At 66.2% G+C, this 23,289-nt stretch carries 20 protein-coding genes and 4 tRNA genes; 9 read left to right on the top strand and 15 right to left on the bottom strand.

What is annotated here, in order from left to right:
• Window positions 1–3: 3 nt before the first annotated feature.
• The 5 genes from ACTICP_RS02455 to ACTICP_RS02435 form a co-directional block, all read right to left on the bottom strand.
• Window positions 4–549: an HIT family protein gene (locus ACTICP_RS02455; RefSeq protein ID WP_441889154.1), complete on the bottom strand. Its 546-nt coding sequence runs from the start codon at window positions 547–549 to the stop codon at window positions 4–6.
• The gene (thrS, locus tag ACTICP_RS02450) at window positions 546–2,483 is read right to left on the bottom strand and encodes a threonine--tRNA ligase (RefSeq protein WP_441889295.1); all 1,938 of its coding nucleotides are present in this window, start codon (window positions 2,481–2,483) and stop codon (window positions 546–548) included. The genes ACTICP_RS02455 and thrS overlap by 4 nt, the downstream gene beginning before the upstream one ends.
• Before the next feature lie 196 nt (window positions 2,484–2,679).
• Window positions 2,680–2,754, bottom strand: a tRNA-Val gene (locus tag ACTICP_RS02445).
• A gap of 27 nt (window positions 2,755–2,781) precedes the next feature.
• Window positions 2,782–2,852: transfer RNA gene (locus ACTICP_RS02440), tRNA-Cys, on the bottom strand.
• Between the two features lie 53 nt (window positions 2,853–2,905).
• Window positions 2,906–2,977: transfer RNA gene (locus ACTICP_RS02435), tRNA-Gly, on the bottom strand.
• Between the two features lie 150 nt (window positions 2,978–3,127).
• On the opposite strand from ACTICP_RS02435, the gene ACTICP_RS02430 reads away from it, so the two are divergent.
• Together ACTICP_RS02430 and ACTICP_RS02425 are read left to right on the top strand one after the other, a co-directional pair.
• Window positions 3,128–3,203 (top strand) — tRNA-Val (locus ACTICP_RS02430).
• A 21-nt stretch (window positions 3,204–3,224) separates the two neighbouring features.
• Entirely contained in the window at window positions 3,225–3,626 is a 402-nt protein-coding gene (locus ACTICP_RS02425; RefSeq protein ID WP_441889152.1) for a DoxX family protein, read from the top strand.
• A gap of 31 nt (window positions 3,627–3,657) precedes the next feature.
• On the opposite strand, the gene ACTICP_RS02420 is transcribed toward ACTICP_RS02425, so the two are convergent.
• A complete protein-coding gene (locus ACTICP_RS02420) occupies window positions 3,658–4,038 on the bottom strand; it encodes an SPW repeat domain-containing protein (protein WP_441889150.1) in 381 nt (126 codons plus the stop codon).
• A 233-nt stretch (window positions 4,039–4,271) separates the two neighbouring features.
• Here ACTICP_RS02420 and ACTICP_RS02415 point away from each other — a divergent pair, with 233 nt between their 5' ends.
• Window positions 4,272–5,390, top strand: coding sequence for a DUF1611 domain-containing protein (locus tag ACTICP_RS02415; protein ID WP_441889148.1), 1,119 nt, complete (start codon window positions 4,272–4,274; stop codon window positions 5,388–5,390).
• Between the two features lie 4 nt (window positions 5,391–5,394).
• On the opposite strand, the gene ACTICP_RS02410 is transcribed toward ACTICP_RS02415, so the two are convergent.
• The 3 genes from ACTICP_RS02410 to zapE form a co-directional block, all read right to left on the bottom strand.
• On the bottom strand, window positions 5,395–5,943 hold the full coding sequence (locus ACTICP_RS02410; RefSeq protein ID WP_441889146.1) for a type II toxin-antitoxin system PemK/MazF family toxin: 549 nt from the start codon (window positions 5,941–5,943) through the stop codon (window positions 5,395–5,397).
• 47 nt (window positions 5,944–5,990) lie between these two features.
• Window positions 5,991–7,232, bottom strand: a complete 1,242-nt coding sequence (locus ACTICP_RS02405) for an ammonium transporter (RefSeq protein ID WP_441889145.1) — start codon at window positions 7,230–7,232, stop codon at window positions 5,991–5,993.
• Window positions 7,233–7,348: 116 nt separating this feature from the next.
• A complete protein-coding gene (gene zapE, locus ACTICP_RS02400; RefSeq protein WP_441889143.1) occupies window positions 7,349–8,380 on the bottom strand; it encodes a cell division protein ZapE in 1,032 nt (343 codons plus the stop codon).
• Window positions 8,381–8,501: 121 nt separating this feature from the next.
• Between zapE and ACTICP_RS02395 the strand changes: the two genes are divergently transcribed.
• The gene (locus tag ACTICP_RS02395; RefSeq protein ID WP_441889141.1) at window positions 8,502–9,398 is read left to right on the top strand and encodes a sulfurtransferase; all 897 of its coding nucleotides are present in this window, start codon (window positions 8,502–8,504) and stop codon (window positions 9,396–9,398) included.
• Between the two features lie 19 nt (window positions 9,399–9,417).
• Complete coding sequence (locus ACTICP_RS02390) at window positions 9,418–9,849, top strand: SufE family protein (RefSeq protein ID WP_441889139.1); 432 nt, start codon at window positions 9,418–9,420, stop codon at window positions 9,847–9,849.
• Here ACTICP_RS02390 and ACTICP_RS02385 read toward each other — a convergent pair whose 3' ends face one another.
• Entirely contained in the window at window positions 9,850–11,004 is a 1,155-nt protein-coding gene (locus ACTICP_RS02385) for an alpha/beta hydrolase family protein (protein WP_441889137.1), read from the bottom strand.
• 25 nt (window positions 11,005–11,029) lie between these two features.
• On the opposite strand from ACTICP_RS02385, the gene ACTICP_RS02380 reads away from it, so the two are divergent.
• The 4 genes from ACTICP_RS02380 (at window position 11,030) to ACTICP_RS02365 (ending at window position 16,242) form a co-directional block, all read left to right on the top strand.
• Window positions 11,030–11,611: a DUF3000 domain-containing protein gene (locus tag ACTICP_RS02380; protein ID WP_441889136.1), complete on the top strand. Its 582-nt coding sequence runs from the start codon at window positions 11,030–11,032 to the stop codon at window positions 11,609–11,611.
• Window positions 11,604–12,797, top strand: a complete 1,194-nt coding sequence (locus ACTICP_RS02375; protein WP_441889134.1) for a ribonuclease D — start codon at window positions 11,604–11,606, stop codon at window positions 12,795–12,797. The genes ACTICP_RS02380 and ACTICP_RS02375 overlap by 8 nt, the downstream gene beginning before the upstream one ends.
• 74 nt (window positions 12,798–12,871) lie before the next feature.
• On the top strand, window positions 12,872–14,077 hold the full coding sequence (locus tag ACTICP_RS02370; RefSeq protein WP_441889132.1) for a thiolase family protein: 1,206 nt from the start codon (window positions 12,872–12,874) through the stop codon (window positions 14,075–14,077).
• A gap of 8 nt (window positions 14,078–14,085) precedes the next feature.
• Window positions 14,086–16,242 (top strand): 3-hydroxyacyl-CoA dehydrogenase NAD-binding domain-containing protein, encoded by a 2,157-nt coding sequence (locus ACTICP_RS02365; protein ID WP_441889130.1) that lies wholly within the window; start codon window positions 14,086–14,088, stop codon window positions 16,240–16,242.
• Window positions 16,243–16,416: 174 nt separating this feature from the next.
• Here ACTICP_RS02365 and dxs read toward each other — a convergent pair whose 3' ends face one another.
• The 5 genes from dxs to dut form a co-directional block, all read right to left on the bottom strand.
• Window positions 16,417–18,357, bottom strand: a complete 1,941-nt coding sequence (gene dxs / locus ACTICP_RS02360; RefSeq protein WP_441889128.1) for a 1-deoxy-D-xylulose-5-phosphate synthase — start codon at window positions 18,355–18,357, stop codon at window positions 16,417–16,419.
• A 145-nt stretch (window positions 18,358–18,502) separates the two neighbouring features.
• Entirely contained in the window at window positions 18,503–21,334 is a 2,832-nt protein-coding gene (locus ACTICP_RS02355) for an aconitate hydratase (protein WP_441889126.1), read from the bottom strand.
• 151 nt (window positions 21,335–21,485) lie between these two features.
• Window positions 21,486–22,226, bottom strand: a complete 741-nt coding sequence (locus ACTICP_RS02350) for a DUF3159 domain-containing protein (RefSeq protein WP_441889124.1) — start codon at window positions 22,224–22,226, stop codon at window positions 21,486–21,488.
• Window positions 22,223–22,813: a DUF3710 domain-containing protein gene (locus tag ACTICP_RS02345; protein WP_441889122.1), complete on the bottom strand. Its 591-nt coding sequence runs from the start codon at window positions 22,811–22,813 to the stop codon at window positions 22,223–22,225. The genes ACTICP_RS02350 and ACTICP_RS02345 overlap by 4 nt, the downstream gene beginning before the upstream one ends.
• Entirely contained in the window at window positions 22,810–23,280 is a 471-nt protein-coding gene (gene dut / locus ACTICP_RS02340) for a dUTP diphosphatase (RefSeq protein ID WP_441889120.1), read from the bottom strand. The genes ACTICP_RS02345 and dut overlap by 4 nt, the downstream gene beginning before the upstream one ends.
• Between the last annotated feature and the right edge of the window lie 9 nt (window positions 23,281–23,289).

The following is a 23,289-nucleotide window of genomic DNA, read 5'->3' as shown; positions in this document are numbered from 1 at the left end:
TCTTCAGGCGTCGGGCCACGCCTTGGCGACGGCCTCCCGCACCTCGCCCAGCAGTTGCGGGAGCGCCTTCGTCTTGGCGATGATCGGGAAGAAGTTCGCGTCGGACTTCCACCGAGGCACGATGTGCTGGTGCAGGTGCGCATCGACGCCTGCGCCAGCCACGGCTCCCTGGTTCATCCCCAGGTTGAAGCCATCGCATTTTGACACCTCGCGCAGCACCCGCATGCCGGTCTGCGTGAGTGCGCCGATCTCGGCGACCTCTTCCGGCGTCGCCTGATCGTACGTGGCGATGTGCCGGTAGGGGCACACGAGCAGGTGCCCGGAGTTGTACGGGAACAGGTTCAACAGCACGTAGGCCGTCTTACCCCGCGCCACAACCAGCCGTTCCTCGTCGGGATGCTTCGGTGCCTCGCAGAACGGGCATTCCTCGCGCAGCGGCTCGGGCCCGGCTGCGATGTAGGCCATCCTGTGCGGCGTCCAGAGCCGCTGGAACTCGTCGGGCACGCCAGCGAAGTCTCCGGCCGCCTCAGCGGTTCCGTCGTGGCTCACGCGAGGTCCTCCCCGGTGTGCACGAGCGCGTGGGTGTCGATCGCCGTGCGGATGCGGGCGACGGCATCCGCGATCGGTACGCCGTTCTGCTGCGTGCCGTCACGGAACCGGAACGAGACCGTTCCGGCATCCCGATCCTTCTCCCCCGCGATGAGGATCAGCGGCACCTTGCCGGTGGTGTGGGTGCGGATCTTCTTCTGCATCCGGTCATCCGAGGCGTCGAGCTCGGCGCGCACACCGTTCTCGCGCAGGGTGGTTATCACGTCCCCCAGATAGTCGGCGAAGTCTTCTGCCACGGGGATGCCGACGACCTGCAGGGGTGAGAGCCAGACCGGGAAGTCGCCGGCGTAGTGCTCGAGCAGGATTGCGAAGAAGCGCTCGATCGAGCCGAACAGCGCGCGGTGAATCATGATCGGACGCTTCTTCTGCCCATCCTTGTCCATGTACTCGAGTTCGAACCGCTCGGGCAGGTTCGGGTCGACCTGCACCGTGGACAGCTGCCAGGTGCGGCCGATGGCGTCGCGGGTCTTGAGGTCGATCTTCGGTCCGTAGAAGGCCGCCTCGCCCGGTACCTCGGTGAGCTTGAGACCGGATGCCACGGCGACGCGTCGCAGCGCGTCGGTGGAGGACTCCCAGAACTCATCGGAGCCGATCCACTTGGACTTTTCATCGTCCTTCATCGAGAGTTCGAGCTCGAAGTCCGTCAGTCCGAAGTCGCGGAGCATCGAGAGGATGAACTCCAGCACTTTCTGGACTTCTTCTTCAAGCTGGTCGGGCGTCACGAACAGGTGCGAATCATCCTGCGTGAAGCCGCGCACACGGGTGAGGCCATGCAGGGCGCCGGAGAGCTCGTTGCGGTAGACCGTGCCGTTCTCGGCCAGACGCAACGGCAGGTCACGGTAGCTGCGCGCACGCTCCTTGTAGATCAGGATGTGCATCGGGCAGTTCATGGGCTTGAGGTAGTAGTCCTGCCCCTGCTTGGTGATTTCGCCGTTCTCGTCGCGCTCCTCGTCCATGACGATGGGCGGGAACATGCCGTCCTTGTAGGTGACGAGGTGGTTGGAAGTGAGGAAGAGGTCTTCCTTGGAGATGTGCGGGGTGTACACGTAGGTGTATCCGCCCTCGATGTGGCGTTTGCGCGCGTGCTGCTCCATCTCACCGCGGACGATGCCGCCGCGCGGATGCCAGACCGACAGGCCCGAGCCGATCTCTTCCGGGAAGGAGAACAGATCGAGCTCCTTGCCGAGCTTGCGGTGATCGCGTTTGGCCGCCTCCTCCAGGCGTTCCTTGTAGGCGCGCAGCTCGTCCTTCGAGGGCCACGCCGTGCCGTAGATGCGCTGCAGCTGCGGGTTCGTCTCGCTGCCACGCCAGTAGGCGGCGGCGATGCGGGTGAGGTCCCAGCCGTTGCCGATCATGCGGGTGCTGGGCAGGTGCGGGCCGCGGCAGAGATCCTTCCAGACCACCTCGCCGTCCTTGGTGGTGTTGTCGTAGATCGTCAGCTCGCCGGCGCCGATCTCGGCGGATGCGCCCTCAGCGGCGTTTGCTCCGGAACCGGGGCCGCCGGCGAGCTCGACGAGTTCGAGCTTGAACGGCTCGTCGGCGAGCTCAGCGCGGGCCTCATCGGCGGTCACGACGCGGCGGACGAAACGCTGTCCTTCCCGGACGATGCGCTGCATCTCTTTCGAGATCGCCTTGACATCCTCGGGCGTGAACGGGGTATCGACGCCGAAGTCGTAATAGAAGCCGTCGGTGACCGGCGGGCCGATGCCGAGGTTCGCCTGCGGGTTGATGCGCTGCACGGCCTGGGCGAGAACGTGGGCGGTGGAGTGGCGCAGGATCGCCAGGCCATCCTCGCTGTCGATCGTGACCGGCGAGACGTCATCGGTCTCGGTCACGGTGGCCGCGAGATCCTTGAGTTCGCCGTTCACGCGCATGGCGACGACGGATCGATCAGAGAACAGGGCGAAGCCGTCGCGGGCGGCGGCGTTCGACTCGTCGATTTCAGGCACAGGTCACTCCATCTGGGTCGTCTTCTAGGCTACTCGCCCGATGGGGGTCGGCTGTGCGTGCTGCGAGCCCACGATATGCTCCAGGAACGAGAAAACCCCCGGAAATCCGGGGGTTTTGAGGTGGTGCGCGATACTGGGATCGAACCAGTGACCTCTTCCGTGTCAGGGAAGCGCGCTACCGCTGCGCCAATCGCGCCCAATGGGGCTTTTCAGTTGTGTGGTGAGGTGGCGACGGGATTCGAACCCGTGTAAACGGCTTTGCAGGCCGGTGCCTAGCCGCTCGGCCACGCCACCGTGTGGATTGACCCCACGTGCGGTGAACCTCTCGAAGAGACTCTCTGCACTCGAGCGGATGACGAGATTCGAACTCGCGACCCTCACCTTGGCAAGGTGATGCGCTACCACTGCGCTACATCCGCATTTCGTGTTCCGGCGTCCCGGGCACTTGTAAAACATTAGCCGAAGATTCTCGCCTCGCAAAACCAGACGCCGATCTCGCGCGTGTCAATGCGCGTGGTCCAGAACCGCCGGTTCGTTCCGGTAGTATCGATTCTCGACCCCAGGGTCATGGGCGATTGGCGCAGCTGGTAGCGCGCTTCCTTCACACGGAAGAGGTCGTCGGTTCGAGTCCGGCATCGCCCACCACTTAGCGAGTAGCGTGATCAGATGATCCGACATATCGCGCGATGGACATTGGCAGTGGGCCTCGCGCTCATGGGAGTCTTCCACTTCACCCAGACCAAAGGCTTTCGCGGCCTGATCCCCGAGTGGGCGAAGAAGGCCACGGGACTCGACGAAGACGGCATCGTCATTGCGTCCGGCGCCGTCGAACTCGGGCTCGCCGCAGGTCTCGTCGCGCTCCCGAAAGAACGGCGGCGCGTCGGATGGGCGACAGCGGCCTTCTTCGTCGCGGTGTTCCCCGGCAACGTGCAGCAGTGGCGCCGGCGGTGGTCGGCACCACTGCTCGACACCGACGCCAAGAGGTTCGTCCGGCTGTTCCTCCAGCCCGTCCTGATCGTCTGGACGGTGTGGAGTACGAGCCCGCACAGGGACTCGCACTCCCGCTGAGGCACGACCGCACGCACCTCAGCATCCGCTCTCAGGCGCGGGCGACCTTCGGCTCCGCCGGCTGCGGCTTCGAGAAGATCACGACAATGATCACGACGACGCCGACGACCACATGCGGCAGCCACACGTTCATCGCCTCGCCGGCGAACCCGAAGATCCACGGCGACAACGCCAGGAACAGGCTCGCGACGATGTCGAAGACGAGGTGCACGGGCATCGGGATGAACCCGAACGGTCCCCACTCGTACTTCGTGAACAGGCTGTAGACGATGAGCCCGATGCCGAGCACGATCGGGATCACGACGGCAGCGCCGCCGACACTGGCGAATCCGAAGATCCAGGGCGCGGCGATCAGAGCGATGCCGACCAGATAGTCGAGGACGCCGTGGACCTTGGTGGGGATGAAGCGCATGATTTCCTCCTTGTGTGAGGCCGCGAGAAGCGGCTGACACAGAAGGTTCGGTGCGCTCCGTGAATCGGATCGGAATCCGCACCCCGGTCTGGGGTGTGCATCCACCACTGCTACGGTGAGCAAACTCGGCAATTCGCCGACTTCAGGGAAGACTTCTTGTCGACCAACGGGCTGCTCCCAGCCATTTCGTTCTCCGTCGCCTCCTCTGTGTGAGCTCGAGGAGCCCCGATTCCATGTATGCGCAATCCCTGTCCCCCGCCCTGCCCGTCGGTTCGACGGCAATCGTCTACTGCGAAGCGCAGTTCGGCGAGCAGGACGGCAAGACCGCAAACGGTCTGGTCCGCCACTCTGAGAAATACGAGATCCTCGGTGTCATCGACAGTCGAAACGCCGGCGCTGATGCCGGATCCTTCCTCGACGGTCGCGCCAACGGCATCCCCATACTCAACAACCTTCGCGAAGCCATCGCGCACGCCGGACAGACTCCGGACTATCTCATCTGCGGCGTCGCGCCGGCCGACGGGCTGCTCTCCGAAGCGCAGCGCGTCGTGCTTCTCGACGGCATCGCGCGCGGCATGCACATCATCAACGGACTGCACGAGTTTCTCAACGACGATGCGGAGTTCGCGGCAGCGGCCGTACTCGCTTCGGTCACGATCACTGATGTGCGCCGCCCGAAGGAGAAGAAAGACCTTCATCTGTTTTCGGGGCGCATCTTCGACGTGAAGTGTCCACGGATCGCCATCCTCGGAACCGACGGAGCTATCGGCAAGCGCACCACGGCCACCCTTCTCGTCCGAGCGCTGAACGATCGCGGCATCCGCGCGGTCATGGTCGGCACCGGCCAGACAACGATCATCCAGGGCGGCCGCTACGGCGTGGCGCTGGATGCCCTCGTCCCACAGTTCTGCTCCGGAGAGGTCGAGAATCAGGTCGTCGCGGCCTTCGAGGGCGAGGACCCCGACATCATCATCGTGGAGGGTCAGGGGGCGCTCAGCCACCCCGCGTATCTCACGTCTGCGCATATCCTGCGCGGGAGCCGCCCCGAAGGCGTGATCGTTCAGCATGCCCCCGGACGGCACGTCCTCGGAGACTTTCCGATGATGCCGATGCCAAAGGTCGCCGACGAGGTCGCGCTCATCGAAGCGTTCGCTGACACCAAGGTGATCGGTGTGACCATCAACCATGAGAATCTCACTGACGGGCAGCTCGCTGCGGCGATCGATGAGATCGAACTCGATCTCGCCGTCCCGGCGACAGACCCACTGACACGTCCGTCGGACGAACTCGTCGAGATGGTGCTGCAGGCGTTTCCTGCGCTCTCGAATACCGTCGCGCTCCGGGGCGTCTGACTCGTCAGCGGCGGGCCCATCCATAGCGCTGCACGAGTGCGTGAGCGACGCGGTCGTAGCGCTTCCGATCGAGGATCGCCGCCTCGCGCCGCATTCCGTCGGTGTGCACGCTGTACAACTGCTCGATGTCGACCCACGACTCGCGCCCCTGCGAATCCCAGCCGCCGCTGCCGATGGACAGGTAGTCGCGATCACGATCGTGCGCCTTGCTGGTCATCCGCACGGCGTAGACGCGATCGGCGGAATGCCTGCCGATCACCAGCACTGGGCGATCCTTACCACGACCGTCGTTCTCCTCATACGGCACCCACGTCCAGATGACCTCGCCGGAATCCGGCGCGCCGTCTTTCGCGGGCGAATAGTCCACCTGCAGACCGGGGATGCGCTCGGGGTCGATCTGAACTGTCTCACTCCCCTGCCCGCGCCCCGACTCCGACTGAGCCGACGCGCCAGATCGTCCCGGCTCCTGTTTCGGAGTCCGGGACGAACTGTTCGACAGTGCCCTGATGACGAGGTTTGCCAACTGACGAAGGATGCTCTGAGAAGAACTCACCCCGTCACACTATCGACCGGCATACTGCCGACCTATTGCGTGCCGACCTATCGTGCGTCGATGAGCGCGTACCCTTCCTCGCCGTGCACGACCGCGTCGACACCGGCGATCTCGTCTTCGTTGGTGATGCGGAATCCGATCGTCTTCTGGATGACGAAGCCGATGATGAACGCGACGACGAAGGAGTAGATCAGCACCCCGAGCGCGGCAATCAACTGGACGACGAGCTGGCGAGCGTCGCCGCCGACGAACAGTCCGGTGCCGGTGGCGAACAGGCCCAGGTACAGCGTTCCGATGAGACCGCCGACGAGGTGGATGCCGACCACGTCGAGCGAGTCATCGAAACCGAGCCGGAACTTCAGCTCCACCGCCAGCGCGCAGACGATACCGGCGACGGCACCGAGCAGCAGCGACCAGCCGGGGGTCAGATTCGCGCAGGCCGGGGTGATGGCGACGAGACCGGCCACGGCACCCGACGCGGCGCCGATGGAGGTGGGTTTGCCGTCCTTGATCTTTTCGATCAGGATCCAGCCGAGGATCGAAGCCGCCGTCGCACCGAGGGTATTCAGTCCGATGAGGCCGACGCCGCCCATGTCCTCCGAGAGCCATTCGGCACCGGCGTTGAATCCGAACCATCCGAACCACAGCAGCGCGGCGCCGAGCAGTGTCAGCGGCACGTTGTGGGGCTTCAGGATGCCCTTCTGGAAGCCGATGCGCTTGCCGAGAACGAGCGCCAGCGCCAGAGCCGCAGCACCCGCGTTGATGTGCACGGCGGTGCCGCCAGCGTAGTCGATCACGCCGATGCCGCTGTCTGCACCGAACAGCGTCGTGCCCAGCTCCATGATCCAGCCGCCGCCCCATACCCACGCGGCGATCGGGAAGTACCCGACCGTGGCGAATACGCCGGCGAAGATCAGCCAGCTGCCGAATTTCGCTCGATCCGCGATGGCACCCGAGATCAGCGCGACGGTGATGATCGCGAAGGTCGCACCGTAGGCGACGCCGATCAGGGCGACGTTCGAGCCCTCCCCTGCCGCGAGAGAGCCGAGCCCGAAGTCAGCGAACGGGTTGCCGGCGAAAGCGGTCGGACTGTCGACCGCACTCATCGAGAAGCCGAACAGGATCCACAGCACCGCGACGAGCCCGATGGAGCCGAAGCTCATCATCATCATGCTGACGACGCTCTTCGCCTTGACGAGTCCGCCGTAGAAGAAGGCGACACCGGGCGTCATGAGCAGCACGAGCGCGGTCGCGGTAATACCCCACGAGATGTTGCCGGGAGCATCCATAGGAAAACCTCACATCCGAAGTAGTTGAGAGCTTCAGTGTGGCGAGGCCGCGTTTCCGGGATGCGCGTGATCTGTTTCGACCGCGTTACACCGGGGGATGCCGCGTGAACATCGCGTTACGGGGCGCTTTGGAGCTGCGCAGAATGCGTCAATGCGTTCAGTCGGGATATGGCGCGCAGGTACTTCTTGCGGTATCCGCCCCCGAGCATCTCCTCGGCGAACACCTGGTCGAGGCTGACGCCGCTGGCGACGATCGGCACCTGCGCGTCGTACACCCGGTCGACGAAAGCGACGAAGCGCAGCGCCTCTGACTGATCGGTGAGGACGTGCACATCGCGCAGTCCCACCAGAGAGACCCCATCGATCAGGCGGATGTAGCGCGACGGATGCACCTTCGCCAGATGACGGACGACATCGCCGAAGACGTCATCGGATGCCGTACCGGCTGCCGACGCGATCGCGTTCTCGTACTCGGCATCCGACATGCTGACGGCCTTGCCATCGAGCGCGCGCTGCCGGAAGTCGACGCCGTCGATGCGGATCGTCGCGAAACTGTCCGACATGGCATGGATCTCGCGCAGGAAGTCCTGGGCGGCGAACCGCCCCTCGCCGAGCGCGTTCGGCGGGGTGTTCGATGTCGCGGCGAGCTTGGTCCCCGAGGCGACCAGCTCTCCGAGCAGGCGTGTCATGACCATGGTGTCGCCGGGATCATCCAGCTCGAACTCGTCGATGCAGAGCAGGTCGGCGCCGCGCAGCAGATCGACGGTGTTCTTGTAGCCGAGCGCTCCGACCAGCGCGGTGTACTCGATGAACGATCCGAAGTACTTCCGGCGCGCGGGCATAGCGTGATAAATGGATGCGAGCAGGTGGGTCTTTCCGACCCCGAAACCACCGTCGAGGTACACGCCCGGCTTCATCTCGGGCTCTTTCTTCGCCCGACTGAAGAATCCGCCCCGCTTGGCAGGAGCCCCGCGCCCCGCGAACCGCTGCAGCAGCTCCTTCGACTCAGCCTGAGACGGATACGCGTCATCCGAGCGGTAACTCTCGAAGGTGGCACCGTCGAACTGCGGCGGCGGCACGAGACTTGCGAGCATCTCGGGACCGGTGACGACGGGCTCACGCGAAGTGAGGTGGATCGGTTCTGTCATACGATTCCTGTGTCGAAGTCTTACGGATCCGGCGCCGGGCGCACCGAACGGCTCTAATGTCGAAAGGGACGGCTCAACACTACGCCGTTCCCCATAGAGCCCCATTCACCCGAGGAGCCGCATGACCATCGAGTTCGACACGTCCGTTCCGAAGTTCGCCGAGTACTCCGAGCCCGGACGACTCGTCAGCACCGAGTGGCTCGCCGCGCACCTGGGGCAGCCCGGGCTGGTCGTCGTCGAGTCCGATGAGGACGTGCTGCTCTACGAGACCGGGCATATCCCGGGCGCTGTGAAGATCGACTGGCACACCGAACTCAACGACCCTGTCGTGCGCGACTACGTCGACGGCGCGGGTTTTGCCGATCTGCTCAGCCGCAAGGGAATCTCGCGCGACGACACCGTCGTCATCTACGGCGACAAGAACAACTGGTGGGCCGCCTATGCGCTGTGGGTGTTCTCGCTGTTCGGCCACGAAGACGTTCGCCTGCTCGATGGCGGCCGCGACCGCTGGATCTCCGAGGGCCGCGAGATCACGACCGATGCTCCGAACCCGACTCGCACCGAATACCCGGTCGTCGAGCGCGACGACTCGGTGCTGCGCGCCTACAAGGACGACGTCGTCGCGTTCATCGGGTCCGGCCCTCTGATCGATGTGCGCTCGCCCGAGGAGTACAGCGGTGAGCGCACCACGGCTCCGGCCTACCCGGAGGAGGGCGCGCTGCGCGCCGGCCACATCCCGACCGCGCAGAGTGTTCCGTGGGCGAAGGCGGTCGCCGAAGACGGCGGGTTCAAGAGCCGGTCTGAGCTCGACGCGATCTATCGCGACGGCGCCGGCATCTCCGACGGCGACGACATCGTGGCGTACTGCCGTATCGGCGAGCGGTCCAGTCACACCTGGTTCGTCCTCAAGCACCTGCTCGGGTTCGACAGCGTTCGCAATTACGACGGCTCGTGGACGGAATGGGGCAGCGCCGTGCGCGTGCCGATCGTCACAGGGTCGGAGCCCGGCTCGCGCTGACCGTGGGAGAATTGCCGGGATGAGCACCACGCACGTTCCAGACACTCTCGCGGAGATCCGCGACGACTTCCTCGCGCTGCCCGAGGCCGAGCGCCTCCAGCTGCTGCTGGAGTTCTCGAACGAGCTCCCACCGGTCTCCGACGAGGTCGCGAATCACCCCGAGATGTGCGAACGGGTCGCGGAGTGCCAGTCCCCCGTCTACATCTACGTCGAGGTGCGCGACGACATCGTGACCATGCACGCCACCGCTCCGCCGGAGGCGCCGACAACGCGCGGATTCGCCAGCATCCTGGCCCAGGGCATCAGCGGACTCACGGCCGATGATGTGCTCGCCATCCCGGACGACTACCCGCAGTCGATCGGCCTCACCCGCGCAGTTTCGCCGCTGCGGATCGCGGGGATGACCGGCATGCTGATGCGCGTGAAGCGCCAGATCACCGAGAGACGCTGATCAGTCAGCCGCGCCGAATCCGTTGGCGCTCATCCAGTCGGTGATCGCGGCGGTCCAGCCGACCTGATCGTAGTTCCAGATCTTGGTGTGCCGGGCACCGGCGAATCGCGGCATCGTGACGATATCCGGGCGGGCGTCGGCCAGGGCGTGGGAGGCATCCGGCGGCACGAATCCGTCGTCGTCGCTGTGCAGCAGCAGAATCGGGACGGTCAGCTCGTCGGCCCTGGCGACCATGTCGAGGCGATCGAACGGGATGGCGTCCTCCGAGCCGCTGAACCGTGCCGTCAGCGGCGACGACAGTGCGTTCATCGCCAGCGCCGGCAGCGGGTCGACGATCCCGGACAGGTGCGCTTGGAACTTCAGCACCGTCCGCCAGTCGACGACCGGTGAATCGAGCACGAGACCGGCGATCGCCTGCCGGTTTCCCGATGACACCGCCGTCTGCAGGGCGATCGCCCCGCCCATCGACCAGCCCATCAGCAGCACGCGCTCGGCGCCATGACGCAGGGCGTACGAGATCGCCGCATCCACATCCCGCCATTCCGACGCGCCCAGCGCGTACGAGCCGCCGCGGCTGCGCGGGGCCTCGCCGTCGTTGCGGTACGAGACGAGGAGGTTCGGCAGCCCCAGGGCATGGAAGACCGGAACGGCGCGCAGGCACTCGGCCCTGGTGACGCCCCGTCCGTGCACCTGGATCACCCAGATCGAGGATTCGGCCGGGAAGAACCAGGCCGGGCACGGGCCCGCGGGTGAGCCGATGAGCACCGGCTCCCACGGCAGGTGCAGTTCCGTCGGCGAGGCGTAGTACCAGCCGCTGAAGCCGGCCGCGCGATCGATCTTCGCACCCGGCTCGATCTGGGTGAGCAGCTTACGCCGCACCCGCACGGCATCGGCACTCAGCACGGCGCCGAGTTTCACATACCCGTACGTGCCGGTGGTGAACAGGCCATAGCGGCCGGGCAGTTCGGTGTCGGGGGTTCGAGTGAGCTCGATGGTCTGCGCGCCCGTGTCGACGGCGATGATCTCGGTGTCCGCCACGCGCCCCTTGGGAGTCACGACGCGACGGCCGATCGAGAACACCACCAGCGCCGCACCGGTGGCGAACGCCAGAAGTGCGGGTAGGAGCAGAGCAACGGCGTGCCTGAGACTCTTCATCGCTTCCTGACTCTAGCCTGTCACCGTGAGCGCACACCCCGACGCCGGAGCGCAGTTCGCACGCGTAGCCGACGAACTGCGTGCGACGACGTTCCGCACGGACATCGTGGTGCGCGAGATCACCGCCCCGCAAGGGCTCGCGCCGTTCTCGGTCGCCCTCGCGGCCGACGTCCGCCCGGACGAGAACGGCGGCTCCATCTACGGCACCGGTCGGCTGGTGCTGCTGCACGATCCCGACGAACCGCCGGCATGGGGCGGCCCCTGGCGGATCGTCGCGTTCGCCCAGGCTCCGCTCGAGCCCGAGATCGGTACCGATCCGCTGCTCGCCGATGTCACCTGGTCGTGGCTCATCGACGCGCTCGATTCCCGCGACGCCGGCTATCACTCGGCATCCGGAACCTCGACGAAGACCATCTCGAAGGGGTTCGGATCGCTCGCCGCTGAAGGCGATGGCGCGCAGATCGAACTACGCTCTTCCTGGACGCCGGAAGCGCCATTCCGGCCGCACGCGGAAGCGTGGGCGGAACTGGTCGGCATGCTCGCCGGCCTTCCGCCCGGTTCCGAGAACATCGCCGTGTTCGGCGCGCGAAAGGCAGGTCGTGACTGAGTACGCCGTCATCGACGAATTCTCCCAGTTCGAAGCAGCATGCCGCACGCTGGCCGCAGGGACTGGTCCTGTCGCCGTCGATGTCGAACGTGCCTCCGGGTTCCGGTACTCGCAGCGCGCGTACCTCGTGCAGGTCTTCCGCCGCGACGCCGGCGTGTTCTTGTTCGATCCGCCGGCGCTCGGAGATTTCACGCCGCTGCAGGCCGCGATCGGCGATGCCGAATGGATCTTCCATGCCGCCAGCCAGGATCTGCCGTCACTGCGCGAGATCGGACTGGAGCCGGCGACGCTGTTCGACACCGAGCTGGCTGCCCGGTTGCTGGGGCATGAACGTGTCGGACTCGCGGCCGTCGTCGAAGACACCATCGGCATCACGCTGAAGAAGGAGCACTCCGCGGCGGACTGGTCCACTCGTCCCCTTCCGGATTCGTGGCTCGAGTACGCAGCGCTGGACGTCCTGCACCTCGTCGACGTACGTGATCACATCGCCGAAGAACTGAACGAGCAGTCGAAGACCGAATTCGCGGCGCAGGAGTTCGCAGCGACGCTGGCGCAGCCGCCGCGTGCGCCGCGCGAAGACCCCTGGCGCCGGCTCAGCGGGCTGCACCAGGTCAAGGGCGCGCGCAACCTCGCCATCGCCCGTTCGCTCTGGGAGGCGCGGGAGCAGTACGCGCAGGAACAGGACACCTCGCCAGGGCGACTCGTGCCCGACCGGTCGCTGGTCGCCGCGGTGCTCGCGAATCCCCAGTCGAAGCAGGCGCTCGCGGGCGTTCAGGCATTCAACGGTCGCGCGAGTCGTTCGGAACTGGACCGCTGGTGGGCCGCCATCGTGCGCGGGCGCGAGACAGAAGATCTCCCACGAGCACGGGCGTCCACCGATTCTCTCCCCCCGGCGCGTGCGTGGTCGGATCGCAACCCCGAGGCCGACGCGCGTCTCAAGCTCGCACGCCCAGCTGTCGAGGCGGTGGCCGAAGAGCTGCACATGCCGACCGAGAACCTGTTGAAGCCGGAGATGCTGCGCCGCCTCGCGTGGACGCCGCCCGCGCTGACGACGGATGCTGTCGCCTCCGCCCTTGCCGGCCTCGGAGCTCGGCCGTGGCAGATTGACCAGACTGCACAGAAGATCGTGGATGCCTTTGTAGAAGCCGCGCAATCGCCCGACCCGACCGTCGCTCCGGAATCGTAGGTTCGAACCAACCGATTCCCGGCGCCTCTCCGCGCCTCCTAGGCTGAAGGCATTCCCCAACCTTTGGAGGCAGAGTGGCCGAGATATCGGACGTCTACTTCGTCGATGGCACGCGCACCCCGTTCGGGCGCGCCGGCGAAAAGGGCATGTACTGGAACACCCGCGCAGATGACCTCGCTGTGAAGGCGACGATCGGCCTGATGGAGCGGAACTCCGCCGTCCCCGCAGACCGCGTCGATGACGTGGCGATTGCTGCGACCTCGCAGACCGGCGATCAGGGCCTGACCCTCGGCCGCTCGGTCGCGATCCTGGCCGGGCTCCCCAACACCGTTCCCGGTCTCGCCGTCGAGCGCATGTGCGCCGGGGCGATGACCAGCGTGACGACGATGGCGGCATCCATCGGCATCGGCATGTACGACTTCGCTCTCGCGGGCGGCGTCGAGCACATGGGTCACCACCCGATCGGCGCCAACGCCGACCCGAACCCGCGCTTCGTCGCGGAGAAGATGGTCGACCCCGGCGCCCTCAATATGGGCGTTACCGCTGAGCGCATCTTCGATCGGTTCCCGCACCTCACCAAGGAGCGTTCCGACCGCTTCGGCATGCTCAGCCAGCACAAGGTGCAGGCCGCTTACGACGCCGGCAAGATCCAGCCGGATCTCGTTCCCGTCGCGGTCAAGGATGCCGAGGGCGCCTGGGGCCTGGCGACCGAAGACGAGGGACGCCGCCCGCAGACGACCATGGAAGATCTCGCGGCGCTGAAGACCCCGTTCCGTCCGCATGGCCGGGTCACCGCCGGCACGTCCTCTCCGCTCACCGATGGGGCGACCATGTCGCTCCTCGCCGGTGGCGGTGCCGTCAAGGAATTCGGTCTGCAGCCGAAGATGAAGCTCGTCTCGTTCGCGTTCGCCGGCGTGCAGCCGGAGATCATGGGCATCGGTCCCATCCCGTCGACCGAGAAGGCTCTGAAGAAGGCCGGGCTGAAGATCTCCGATATCGGCCTGTTCGAGCTGAACGAGGCGTTCGCTATCCAGGTGATCTCGCTGCTCGACCACTTCGGCATCGCCGACGACGACCCGCGGGTGAACCAGTGGGGCGGCGCGATCGCGGTCGGGCACCCGCTCGCGGCATCCGGTGTGCGTCTGATGATCCAGCTCGCGGCGCAGTTCGCCGAGCGTCCCGACGTCCGCTACGGACTGACCGCCATGTGCGTCGGTCTCGGCCAGGGCGGTTCGGTCATCTGGGAGAACCCGTTCTACGACGGCAAGAAGCGGAAGTGAGTGCCGGAATGACCGACTACGAAAAGATCGATTTCTCGCCCATCGTCGACCTCGCCGGCGACGAGGTCGTCACGCACTCCACGGTGCGCGACGTCCGGCTCGCCTCCGGCAAGGTGCTGGCCCTTATCACGCTCGACAACGGGCGCGACCACAACAGGCCGAACACATTGGGACCAGCCACACTCACCGAACTCGGTCAGACGATCGCTCGCGTCAAGGCCCGTGCCGCCGCCGGCGAGATCCAGGCCGTCGGCATCACCGGCAAGCAGTACATCCTCGCCGCCGGTGCAGACCTCTCGGACATCACCAAGGTGACCTCGAAGGATCAGGCCCTGCTCATCGCGCAGCTCGGCCACAAGGTGATCGGTTCGCTCGGCGATCTCGGTGTCCCCTCCTTCGCGTTCGTCAACGGCCTCGCGCTCGGCGGCGGGCTCGAGATCGCGTTGAACTCGACGTATCGCACCGTGGATGCTTCGGCCGCGGCCATCGCACTGCCCGAGGTCTTCCTGGGGCTCATCCCCGGCTGGGGCGGCGCGTACCTGCTGCCGAACCTCATCGGCATCGAGAACGCCCTCGAGGTCGTCATCTCGAACCCGCTCAAGCAGAACAGGGTGCTGAAGCCGCAACAGGCGTTCGACCTGGGGATCATGGACGCGATCTTCCCGGCGTCGAACTACCTCGAGAACTCGCTGGCATGGGCGGACGGCGTGCTGAGCGGCAAGGTCAAGGTCGAGCGCAAGAACGAGCCCGGCAAGATCGAGCGTCTCACCAAGTGGCCGATCGCCATCAAGATGGCCCGCGGGATGCTGGAGTCGAAGATCGGCACGATGCCGCGCTCGCCCTACCTGGCGCTCGACCTGCTCGACAAGGCCAGAAGCGGCACGTCGCCCAAGGACCGCGCCGAGGGCTTCGCACGTGAGGATGCCGCGCTTTCCGAGCTCGTCTCTGGCGATCAGTTCGCGGCATCCATGTACGCGTTCGACCTCGTTCAGAAGCGGGCCAAGCGCCCCGTCGGCGCCCCCGACAAGACACTGGCGAAGAAGGTCACCAAGGTCGGCATCATCGGGGCCGGCCTGATGGCCAGCCAGTTCGCGCTGCTGTTCCTTCGCAAGCTGCAGGTGCCGGTACTGATCACCGACCTGGATCAGACGCGCGTCGACAAAGGCGTGGCGTACATCCACGAGGAGATCGGCAAGCTCGAGCAGAAGGGCCGACTCGACGCCGACACGGCGAACAGACTCCGGGCCCTTGTCACGGGCACGACCGATAAATCGCTGTATGCAGACTGCGACTTCGTCATCGAGGCCGTGTTCGAGGAGGTCGGGGTCAAGCAGCAAGTGTTCGGCGAGATCGAGCAAATCATCGCCGAGGACGCGATCCTCGCGACCAACACCTCGTCGCTGTCGGTTGAGGAGATCGGCTCACAGCTCACCCACCCCGAGCGTCTGGTCGGCTTCCACTTCTTCAACCCGGTCGCGGTCATGCCGCTGATCGAGATCGTGAAGACACCGGTGACGAACGAGCAGACCCTGTCCACGGCGTTCGTGGTCGCGAAGGGACTGGGCAAGAACGCCGTCCTGACCGCCGATGCTCCCGGATTCGTCGTGAATCGTCTGCTGGCGAAGGTCATGGGGGAGGCTGCGCGCGCGGTGTACGAAGGTACGCCGATCGCCGACGTCGAGCAGGCGTTCGCGCCGCTGGGGCTGCCGATGGGGCCGTTCCAGCTCATCGACCTCGTCGGATGGAAGGTCGCAGCCCACGTGCAGGACACCATGGTGCGGCACTTCCCCGACCGGTTCTATGCGAACGAGAACTTCCACGCTCTCGCCGAGCTCGAGAACGTCGTCGAGAAGGACAAGGGCGGTCGCGTGACCGGCTGGACCAAGGCGGCTGAGAAGGCTCTCAAGGGCGCCGTGGGTTCCGCGCCCGCGTCGGCCGAGACGATCCTCACCCGTGTGCAGGACGGTCTCGCGCAGGAGATCAAGCTCATGCTCGATGAGAAGGTCGTCCCCGAGGTCGAAGACATCGACCTGTGCCTGATCCTCGGCGCCGGCTGGCCCTTCATCGACGGTGGTGCTTCGCCGTACCTGGACCGCGAGGGTGCCTCAGAGCGTGCGTTCGGCGGGTCGTTCCACACGCCGCAGATCCGCGGCATCGGGAACTGAACGAAAGCGTCGGGCCCGGGTACCTCAGGTGCCCGGGCCCGACGTCGTTCCGGCTGACTTTCGCGGTGCCCGGGCGCGACGCCATTCCGGCGGACGCTCGCGGGTCGTTGAGCGAGCGCAGCGAGACGAAACGCCTTGAGCGAGCGGAGCGAGTCGAAAGGGGTCGTCGCCCCGTCAGCGCCGCTCGTGCAGCGGCAGGTCGATCGCGCCGGTCTCCCCCGCGTTGCGGGCAACCGGAATCCGTGTGCCGAGCACCTGCGCGACGACATCCTGCGCGATCTTCGAAGCCGTGAGTCCGGCATCCGCCAGGATCTGATCACGTGAGGCGTGATCGATAAACTCATCCGGAAGTCCGAGTTCGTCCACCGCCGTGTCGATGCCTGCTTCGCGCAGCACCTGACGCACGCGCGTGCCGATCCCACCCACGCGGATGCCGTCCTCCAGCGTGATCACGAGACGGTGGTGCGCGGCGAGCTCGATGATCGACGGCTGCACGGGGATCGCCCATCGAGGATCGACGACCGTGGCTCCGATGCCCTGGGCGCGCAGTCGCGCAGCGACATCCATCGCCAGCGCCGCGAACGGTCCGATACCGACGATCAGGACGTCTTCGGACTCGCCGCGCGAAAGCACGTCGACGCCGTCGTCCAGTCGTTCGACGGCGTCGATGTCGTCTGCCACCCCGCCCTTGGGGAAACGGATCACGGTGGGAGCGTCGTCGACCGCCACGGCCTCATCGAGCGCCTCTGCGAGCCGCGTACCGTCTCGAGGCGCGGCGATGCGGATGTGCGGCACGATCTGCAGCATCGCCAGATCCCACATGCCGTGGTGACTGGGACCGTCGGGCCCGGTGACGCCGGCGCGATCGAGGACGAACGTGACGCCCGCCTTGTGCAGAGCGACGTCCATCAGCACCTGATCGAACGCACGCCCCATGAACGTGGCGTACAGGGCGACGACGGGATGCAGACCGCCGTAGGCGAGCCCTGCGGCGGAGGTCACGGCGTGCTGCTCGGCGATGCCGACGTCATACACCCGGTCGGGGAAGCGCTCGGCGAACGGCGCGAGACCGGTCGGTCGCAGCATGGCGGCGGTCATGGCGATGACCCGCGGGTCGCGCTCGCCCACGCGCACGAGGGCGTCCGAGAACACATCGGTCCAGCCCCGCGTGCTGCTGCCGAGCGGCTCGCCGGTCGCCGGGTCCATGCGGTTCACGGCATGGAATTGGTCGGCCTCGTCGTCGCGCGCCGGCTGGTAGCCGCGGCCCTTCTCGGTGATCGTGTGGACGATCACCGGTGCACCATACGACTTCGCCAGTTCCAGCGTCTCGATGAGCGCTGGAATGTCGTGTCCGTCGACCGGACCGAGGTATTTGATGTCGAGGTTGGAATACAGGGCCTCGTTGTTGGTGAAGCGCGAGAGGAAACCGTGGGTGCCGCCGCGGATGCCGCGGAACGTCGCGCGGCCCACCGCACCGAACACCCGGAAGAATCGGTCAGACTTGCGATGCAGGTCTTTGTACGCCGCAGCCGTGCGCACCCGGTTCAGATAGCGAGACATGCCGCCGATCGTCGGCGCGTAGGAGCGTCCGTTGTCGTTGACGACGATGACGAGGTTGCGGTCGTTGTCGTCGGAGATGTTGTTGAGCGCTTCCCAGGTCATTCCGCCCGTGAGGGCCCCGTCGCCGACGACGGCGACGACATGACGGTCGTCGCGACCCGTGGCGGAGAGTGCACGTGAGATGCCGTCAGCCCAGCTCAGGGAACTGGACGCGTGCGAGGACTCGACGACGTCGTGGACGCTCTCGCTGCGCTGCGGGTAGCCGGCGAGGCCGTCACGCACACGCAGCGCAGAAAAGTCCTGGCGGCCGGTAAGCAGCTTGTGCACGTACGACTGGTGCCCGGTGTCGAACACGAACGGGTCGTCGGGCGATTCGAACACGCGGTGCAGCGCGATCGTGAGCTCGACGACGCCGAGATTCGGCCCCAAGTGGCCACCGGTGCGCGAGACGTTCTCGACGAGGAACGCGCGAACCTCATCGGCCAGCTCTGCCAGCTGCGCGGGGCTGAGCCCGTCGAGATCGCGCGGTCCGTGGATGCCGGGAAGAATGGGCATCAGCACCTCCTGAACGTCTTCACCGAACGCCTCCCCTGGCGCGGGCGACGACTATTCGATATTACCGCCGCGGCCCGGGAATCAGCCGAACATGAACCGCGAAGAGGCCCGGATGCCGGAGCACCCGGGCCTCCCTGGGTTCTGATCAGACCAGCGAACGCAGCACGTACTGCAGGATTCCGCCGTTGCGGTAGTAGTCGGCCTCACCGGGTGTGTCGATGCGGACGACCGCGTCGAACTCGACCGTCTTCTTGCCCTCGGACGAGTGCTCGCTCGGCTCGGCCGTGACGCGGACCGTCTTCGGGGTGGTGCCGTTGTTCAGCTCTTCCACGCCCGTGATCGAGACGATCTCGGTGCCGTCCAGGCCCAGCGACTCCCAGCTCTCACCGGCGGGGAACTGCAGCGGAACCACGCCCATGCCGATGAGGTTCGAGCGGTGGATGCGCTCGAAGCTCTCGGTGATGACCGCCTTGACGCCCAGCAGGCTGGTGCCCTTCGCCGCCCAGTCGCGCGACGAACCGGAGCCATACTCCTTGCCGCCGAAGACCACGAGCGGGGTGCCCTGGGCCTCGTAATTCTGGCAGGCGTCGAAGATGAACGACTGCGGTGCATCCGGCTGGGTGAAGTCGCGGGTGAAGCCGCCCTCGACCTCGGCACCGTCGTTGACGGCGCGGACCAGTTGGTTCTTCAGGCGAATGTTCGCGAACGTGCCACGGATCATCACCTCGTGGTTGCCTCGGCGCGAGCCGAAGGAGTTGAAGTCCTTCTGGCGCACACCGTGCTCCTCAAGGTACTTCGCCGCAGGAGTGCCGATCTTGATGTTTCCCGCGGGGCTGATGTGGTCGGTCGTGACCGAGTCGCCGAGCGTTGCCATGACACGCGCACCGGTGATGTCCGACACGGGGGTCAGGTCCATCGTCATGCCCTCGAAGTATGGGGGGCGACGCACGTAGGTCGACTTGTCGTCCCATTCGAAGATCGGACCGGTCGGGGTCGGCAGGCTCGTCCAGCGCTCGTCACCGTCGAAGACCGTCGCGTACTGCTTGATGAACTGCTCACGCGAGATCGAGGAGTCGATGACGTCCTGGATCTCGGCGGGAGTGGGCCAGATGTCCTTCAGGAAGACATCGTTCCCCTCGCCGTCCTGACCGAGCGCGTCGGCCTCGAAGTCGAAGTGCATGGAACCTGCCAGCGCGTACGCCACCACGAGCGGAGGAGATGCGAGGTAGTTCATCTTGACGTCGGGGCTGATACGACCCTCGAAGTTGCGGTTGCCCGAGAGGACAGCCGTGACGGCGAGGTCGTGATCGTTGACCGCAGCGGATACCTCATCGATCAGCGGGCCGGAGTTGCCGATGCAGATCGTGCAGCCGTAGCCGACGGTGTAGAAGCCGAGGCCTTCGAGGTCCTTGTCGAGACCGGACTTCTCGTAGTAGTCGGTGACGACCTTCGATCCGGGGCCGAGCGTCGTCTTGACCCAGGGCTTCTGCTTGAGACCCTTCTCGCGCGCCTTACGTGCGAGAAGACCCGCGGCCATCATGACCGAGGGGTTCGAGGTGTTCGTGCACGAGGTGATGGCCGCGAGAGTCACCGCGCCGTGGTCGAGGATGTAGCTCTCACCATCGGGCGTGGTCACGGGGACCGGCTTGGAGGTGCCGTTGACCCCGCTGGAGATGTGTACCGGGCGAGTGTCGTGGTCCTCGTCGCCGGGGCCGGCGCCAGGGTCGGACGCCGGGAACGAGTGCTTGGACTCGAGGTCGACGAGCGAGTCGGAGGTCGACGGGTCGGCGTAGTGCACGATGTCCTGCTCGAACTGCGACTTCGCCTCGGAGAGCAGGATGCGGTCCTGCGGGCGCTTGGGGCCGGCGATCGACGGCACGACGGTGCTGAGGTCGAGCTCCATGTACTCGCTGAAGGTGGGCTCGTTGGCCGGGTCGTGCCAAAGACCCTGCTGCTTCGCGTACTGCTCGACGAGGGCGATGGCCTGCTCGTCGCGGCCGGTCAGACGCAGGTACTCGGTCGTGACGTCGTCGATCGGGAAGATCGCGGCGGTCGAACCGAACTCCGGCGACATGTTGCCGATTGTGGCGCGGTTGGCGAGCGGCACGGAGGCCACGCCTGCGCCGTAGAACTCGACGAACTTGCCGACCACGCCGTGCTTGCGGAGCATGTCGGTGATCGTGAGGACGACGTCGGTCGCCGTGACGCCGGCCGGGATCTCACCGGTCAGTTTGAAGCCGACCACACGCGGGATGAGCATCGAGACGGGCTGGCCGAGCATGGCCGCCTCGGCCTCGATGCCGCCGACGCCCCAGCCGAGCACGCCGAGGCCGTTGACCATCGTGGTGTGCGAGTCGGTGCCGACGCAGGTGTCGGGGTATGCCTGGAGCACGCCGCCGTTGGTGCGGTCGTAGATGACCTTTGCGAGGTGCTCGATGTTGACCTGGTGGACGATGCCGGTGCCCGGGGGGACGACTTTGAAGTCGTTGAACGCCGTCTGGCCCCAGCGCAGGAACTGGTAGCGCTCGCCGTTGCGCTCGTACTCGATCTCGACGTTGCGCTCCAGCGCGTTCTCACTGCCGAACAGGTCGGCGATGACGGAGTGGTCGATGACCATCTCGGCCGGAGACAGCGGGTTGATCTTGTTCGGGTCGCCGCCGAGGGCGGTGACCGCCTCGCGCATGGTCGCCAGATCGACGATGCAGGGGACGCCGGTGAAGTCCTGCATGACCACGCGGGCCGGCGAGAACTGGATTTCGGTGCTGGGCTCTGCCGCGGCATCCCAGGACCCGAGCGCCTCGATCTGCGCCTTGGTGATGTTCGCGCCGTCCTCGGTGCGAAGCAGGTTCTCCAAGAGCACCTTCAGACTGAACGGCAACTTGTCGAAGCCGGGAACAGTATCGATCCTGAAGATCTCGTAGTCGGTGCTGCCGACTGTCAGGGTGCTCTTGGCACCGAAGCTGTTGACCGTGGACACGAATCCGTCTCCTTCTCATCCGATGGGCGCGACACGCGCTTCCATCTTGCTCGCCTGCGTCGTCGGCTGCCAGCAAGGTGCACCTAACAGTCTGCGCCTTCTGAAGCCGTCACGAAAGACGTCAATTTATCTTGATATCAAGATAAATCTATCACGCCTCGGATGCTTCGGACGTCGGCGACGCGCGCGCGTAGAGTGCACGCACCACCAGCCAGGTCACAGCGATCAGGGGCGCGAACAGCGGCAGCCCCATGACAAGTTTGAGGGTTCCGAGCGCCGTGACCTGATCAGTCAGATACAGCGGCAGCTGAACCGCCAGGCGGGCGAAGAACAGCACGGCCCACGCGATGCCGAGCCAGCGGAACGCACGGCGCTTGCGCCTGTCCGCGCGCCATGCCGTCGCATCTCCCATCAGGAAGCCGGCGGCGAGACCGATCAGCGACCAGCCGATCAGGGCCGAGACGAGAAACGCGGTGCCGTAGACGGCGTTGGTGATGAGGCCGGGGACGAAGTTGTCCGCGCCGCGACCAGTGAACAGCGCGAGCGCCGCGGCGGCGGCCGCGGCAATCAGCCCGCCGAGCGCGGCCGACGGCGGGGACTTCTGCACGAGACGGACGATCGTGAACACGGCGGCGAGTCCGACGGATACGCCCAGCGACAGGATCAGCGGTTCCGGGCTGATCGTGAACAGCGTGACGAACGCCAGGCTCGGCAGCACGGATTCGAGGATGCCGCGCCAGCCGCCCATCGCGGACCACACGACCTTCTGCGTGCTGGCGTCCTCGTTCGGATCGAGACCTGCCCTGCGTGCGACGCCGCCGAGCGCGGCACCCAGGACGTCTGGGGTCGAAGCGGCTTCCGAATCAGGCCGCTTCCCGTCCGGGTCGGTCACGCCGATCCTGGGGTGGCGGGCATCTTCAACGGAATGAGGTCGCGCGGCGGCATGGGCGAGTTGCCGCGGACGACGACGACGGACCGGAAGAGGTCTTCGATCCTGCCGGCGGCTTCGGGGTCGGACGCTGCCGCCCCCCCGATCACCCCGCGCAGGAACCAGCGCGGTCCGTCGACGCCGATGAAGCGGGCGAGCTGCAGGCTCGACCCTTCGGATGCCGGACCGGGCACCTCAGCCAGGAGCTCCTTGCCCAGCGGGCCCTCGCGCTCTTCGACGCGTCCGCCCTGCTGACGAACCTGGTCGACGAGCTGCATCCGCGTCTCGTGCCACAGCCCCAGTGTGCGCGGTGCGGCGAAAGGCTGCACCTGGAGCGTGGAGTCGGCATAGTCGAGACCGACGGCGACGATCCGCTTGGACTGCTCCTCGACCTCGAGGCGGAGGTTGAGTCCCTCGCGCGGAAGGATCTTGATGCCGCCGAGGTCGATGTAGGGACGCACGGGGTTGGCTTCGGCCTCGTCGAACGGGCCATCGGTCGGGCGACTCGTAGGCGCCGATTTCGACGTCGGCTGGGTGTTCTCTTCGGTCATTTCGCGTTTCCTGCCTGCTCGGCACTGTTCTCTGCCTGGTACCCCGTCGATCCGAAACCGCCGGCACCGCGTGCGCTGTCGTCGAGTTCGTCGACCGGGATGAAGTTCGCCCGGATCACCGGCATGATGATCACCTGAGCGATCCTGTCTCCGACCGCCACATCGTACGCGCTCGAGCTGTCCGTATTGAGCAGACTCACTCTGATCTCACCGCGGTACCCGGCATCCACTGTTCCGGGCGCGTTCACGATCGTGATGCCGTGCTTGGCTGCCAGGCCGCTGCGCGGCACGACGAACGCGGCGTATCCGTCCGGAAGCGCTATGCGCACACCCGTCGGCACCAGCGCACGCTCTCCCGGCTCGAGACGCACGGCCTCCGCGGCGACGAGATCGGCGCCGGCGTCGCCGGGGTGGGCGTACGCGGGCAGGACAGACGCGATAATGGGAAGATCAACGGAATCGCTCACCCCACGAGG

The sequence above is a fragment of the Microbacterium sp. genome (genome assembly GCF_052102115.1).
Classification (GTDB): Bacteria; Actinomycetota; Actinomycetes; order Actinomycetales; family Microbacteriaceae; genus Microbacterium.
Note: the sequence above shows the minus strand (reverse complement) of the source record. Positions and strands in the feature narration are given on the sequence as shown.